The sequence below is a fragment of the Limosilactobacillus reuteri genome (genome assembly GCF_002254085.1).
Lineage (GTDB): Bacteria > Bacillota > Bacilli > Lactobacillales > Lactobacillaceae > Limosilactobacillus > Limosilactobacillus reuteri_K.
In genome coordinates this window covers 1-4,367 of sequence record NZ_NGPY01000038.1, presented here as the reverse complement: position 1 = coordinate 4,367, position 4,367 = coordinate 1, and the positions used below count along the sequence as shown (strand labels likewise).

General features: G+C 35.9%; 2 protein-coding genes and 2 pseudogenes. All 4 read right to left on the bottom strand.

Annotated features, from left to right (window positions below):
- On the bottom strand, positions 1–411 hold a 411-nt coding region (locus tag CBG10_RS07465; RefSeq protein ID WP_179225344.1), incomplete at its 3' end, for a sugar nucleotidyltransferase.
- Positions 412–737: 326 nt separating this feature from the next.
- Positions 738–1,118: pseudogene (locus CBG10_RS07460) on the bottom strand (DUF1828 domain-containing protein); the annotation flags it as partial.
- Between the two features lie 198 nt (positions 1,119–1,316).
- Positions 1,317–3,635, bottom strand: a complete 2,319-nt coding sequence (locus CBG10_RS07455) for a glycoside hydrolase family 73 protein (protein WP_094512165.1) — start codon at positions 3,633–3,635, stop codon at positions 1,317–1,319.
- A gap of 115 nt (positions 3,636–3,750) precedes the next feature.
- Positions 3,751–4,239 (bottom strand): annotated as a pseudogene (locus CBG10_RS07450) (glycosyl transferase); the annotation flags it as partial.
- Between the last annotated feature and the right edge of the window lie 128 nt (positions 4,240–4,367).

Genomic DNA, 4,367 nt, shown 5'->3' with positions numbered 1-4,367 from the left:
GACATGGTAGCCAAAGACCGTGGCGCCATCAGTTTTTTTCGCTGCTGATTGCACAAGGTCCGATAATCCAGCGCCGTAATAGATATTGTCCCCTAAAATCAAACAAACACTATCGTCACCAATAAAATCTTCGCCGAGAATAAAGGCTTCGGCGAGTCCATTTGGTTTTTCTTGAACTTTATAAGAGAAGTTCAAGCCCAAACTAGACCCGTCACCCAATAATTCTTCAAATAGCGGCAAATATTCTGGTGTCGAGATCACCAAAATATCCCTAATTCCCGCTAGCATCAAAGTCGATAGTGGATAATAAATCATCGGCTTATCATAAACCGGAATCAATTGTTTTGAAATACCACGCGTAATTGGATAAAGGCGGGTTCCTGACCCACCAGCTAAAATTATTCCTTTCATAGTGGCCTCCTTATGATTAACAAAAATCCTTTCTTATTTTAACACAGTTGCTTAAAATTTGTTTTTACGAACCTTTTTATTAAGAAGCTGAAACTTGTCGTCAGGAACTTCAAAAAATCATTAATTACTATTTAGACGTTTTTTTTAATACCGGTGCTGACTTCACATAGCTAACTCTTTGATAAACTTATTCCGCTCACTATCTTTAACAGGAATGATATCATTTTGATTGAATAATGTAATAATATTTGGATTAACGTTCACTCTTGTATTCTCTTTACTGCAATCGTTTATAAATACGTAACATTTTGTTAAGGCATCTCTAATTAACTTTTATTTTCTAAGAAGGAAACGCTTTGAGTTGCACGAATATTATTAGTCTCAAAGGAAATTTTTAAATCCTCAAGAAAAACATTAGTCGTATGAGTCGATGAAAGCATAAACATGTTATTAACAAATAAACTAGCTTGCAATAATCGATACTTTGCTTCTGAAAATTTACTTTTAGAAGCCGTTAGTGAAAATTCATCGTCTGATACTACCACTCCATAAGATGCAACTTCATTTTCAAAAATGTTTCTTCGTGTTTTTGATCGTCGAATATTAACCCCATGTTCTTCTAGATTATTTAATGTCCAACCATCAGCAGTTATTTTTATTTTATTATTAGGTAACTCAATAGCGTATATCGTAATTTCATCATTAAAATTATCTAAAAAGGTAAATCAATTTGAACAATATTATCAGTAATGTTATCAAATGATATTTGCTTTTTATACCGCTCGGAATAAGACTGACTTAACTTTTCTGCACTTAACATAAGCTATGCATTTTTTCCTTTAATGTTCGTACAATTGAAAAAGCAGTACTTGCTCTTCTGGACAAATACTGCTTTTTCAATCTTTTTAATATAAACGTTGTAACTTAATAGCATCAAACCAGAAATTAGTGCGATTACCCTCACCATTGTTTGCATCACTATAGCGGGAAACCACTTGGATCTCATGTCCAATTAAACTACTATCTAATTTAAATGCTGCTTTGAAACCAGATTTAGCAGAGTTATAGATTGACGGATATGCTTTTTGAACATCAGGTCGATCTAAGTTAGTTACTTGTTGACGTGCAATTTCACGGTGAGTTGTAGCATCATAAAGGATAACAAAATGATTCTTTTGGTTATAACTTTGATCAGCGGCTTGCCAGCCAGTTACCGTTACTTCACCATTTTTTACAACAAAGCTGTCAAGAAATCCTTGATTGTTGCTTGGGACAGTGGTAGGAGCAAACCATGCATCAGTACGATTACCTTCACCATTATTTGCATCACTATAACGGGAAATTACTTGTAACTGATGTCCCGCGTAAGCTGCTCTATTAAAGTCAAAGGTAACATCTAAGCCAGACTTACCAGCATTAGCAATGTTTGGATAAGCTCGTTGAACGTCAGGGCGACTAACATTACTTACCTGTTTACGAGCAATTTCTTGATGAGTAGTAGCATCGTAAAGAATCACAAAATGATTTTGTTCCTTAACACTTGCATCAGCAGCTTGCCAACCACTAACATGAACTTGGTTATCTGAAATCTCAACCTTATCTAAATATGACTGGTTCGCATTAAACGTTTTTGGTGCAAACCAATAATCAACATAATTGCCTTCACCATTAGCAGCATTACTGTAACGAGAAATTACTTGAATATTATCACCAATCAACGCTGGACTAAGGTTTACTTGAAGGTTAAATCCAGATTTACCAGCACTGTAAACATTGTAGACCTTGGCAACATCATTACGAATTGCGGAATTAACTTCATATCGACCTAACTCCCGGTTCTTAGTGGCATCATAAAGGATAATAAAATGATGATCCTTGCCAGCTGATTGATCGGTTGCATGCCAACCACTAATATTAAGAGTATTAGTAGCAGCATCAATATTGAAATTGTCAAGATAACCAGCATTAGTATTAAGATTTACCGAATTAAACCATAAATCGTCTCCACCATTTGGTTCACCATTAGTATTCTTAGTATAACGAGAAACAACTTGAATTGTCTTACCTGCAAAATTAGCAGAGTTCGGAACAGTTAAGCTAAAACCACCCCAACCAGAAATCTTGGCATTTGGATAAACATTTTGGACATCTTGCCGGTAAGTACCAGGGACTTCTTGACGATATAATTCTTGCTTAGTATTACCATCAAGTAGAATGATAAAGTGATGCATACTTTGATCATAATTATTAGTAGCATGCCAGCCTTCCACTTTAAGATTATCTCCTTGAACAGAAATATTATCAATATGACCAATATTGATGTTGTCATTAAAGGCTTCTTGGTCCCAAGCAGTCAAATTATATTGTTGGATTACACGATTAAGCGTATTTGTATATTGTGGATCAGTAGCGTATCCATCTTGTCGAATTAAGTGGGTAACAGTTTGATAATCTTTTTGACCGATCAAATTACTGTAGCGACTGTTTTCTTTTAAGAAACGACCGTGATCAACAATACTTTCATAATTTGACGGATATGCGCGGAAAGCATCATTTATTTGAACATACCGACCACCATAATACTCATAAGTCGGCATTGTAACTGATTGTCCATTATAAGAACCCTTGATTCCAAACAAGTTATGACCTTGAGTAGTTAAAGCAGATTGTCCCCAACCACTTTCAATAATAGCTTGAGCACCAGTCAATGATGGCAAGACTCCAAATTGCTTCCAGCCATCAACTGCTCCTTGGTGGATACTTTCTAAAAATTGTACATTACGAGCAAAAAGCCCATTAGTGTTAATGTTACCAGTCCCACTAATGGTCGTTGAAGCAGTTCCATTTTCTGGATCAGCTTGGGTATTACTTATTTGATTCGTTGATACATTAGGCCGGGTGTCAACTGCTGGTGCATTAGCGACATTTTGTGCATTCTCCGCGCTAATATCAACAGCCCCTTTATTAGGATCTGTATTAGCAGTCTGCTCAGCGGCATGAGTCTGAACAGCTTGGGCAGTCATCAAAGCAACATTAGCATTTTGATAATTACTACTTTGTTGATTGTCACTGGTTTGTGTAGTAGTGACCGCTGTATCAGCAGTAACATTGGCATCATCAGCATGTGCATTCCCTTGGAAGAAAACTAATGAAGCCCCAAATGTAAAGATTACTGGTAATACAACGCGAAACTGATTGTTTTTTGAGTTACTATCACTTGCCATAATTTAAGATATACCTTCCCCTTTTATTTAATCGTTTCTTAGTTTACCACTCTTAAATTACAAAAAGATTACAAGTAAGTTTTAAGTGGGTTACTTGTAATCTTGAAATACTAGTTTATTTGATTTCTTTTTTTCTCTCAAAGTGAAGCTCTTGTAATCTAAATTCAAATTCACGCCTTTCCTTACGTTGAATTGAGTCTAGAATCAAGCCACTATAGAAAGAAATAATCCCAGCAATTACACAAAAGCCACATACCACTAGTGTCGGCATATTGGCAACCTTCCCCGTTGCTTCATACGGCAGCCAAACATTAGGAATAAAGAATCCTAATGATAAAATTACTAGCAAAAGTGCTAACAATCCGTAAAAATTAAATGGCTTGTAATTCCTATAAAGAGTAAAAATTAGTCGCAAGACCTTAAAACCATCCGAGAAAGTATTCAACTTGCTCTCGCTTCCCGCAGGTCGGTCACGATATTCAATAATATGATTTTTCACGGCAAGATTATTAACTGTCGCAAAAATACTCATCTCAGTTTCAATCTCAAATCCACGTGAAAGGACTGGATAAGATTTCACAAACCCAAAACTAAAAGCTCGATAGTGTCAAGGGCGGTTTTAAATTGTCATTTTATGGCGGTTTAAAAATGTATGATTTGGGCGGTTTAGGAATTGACCGATGCCAAGCGATATGACTTTCCTTTGATCTTAATCACATGTGAGTGATAGAC

Bases quoted from the DNA above. Each gene is read 5' to 3' on its own strand.
- CBG10_RS07455 (WP_094512165.1), bottom strand. From the start codon at position 3,635: ATGGCAAGTGATAGTAACTCAAAAAACAATCAGTTTCGCGTTGTATTA.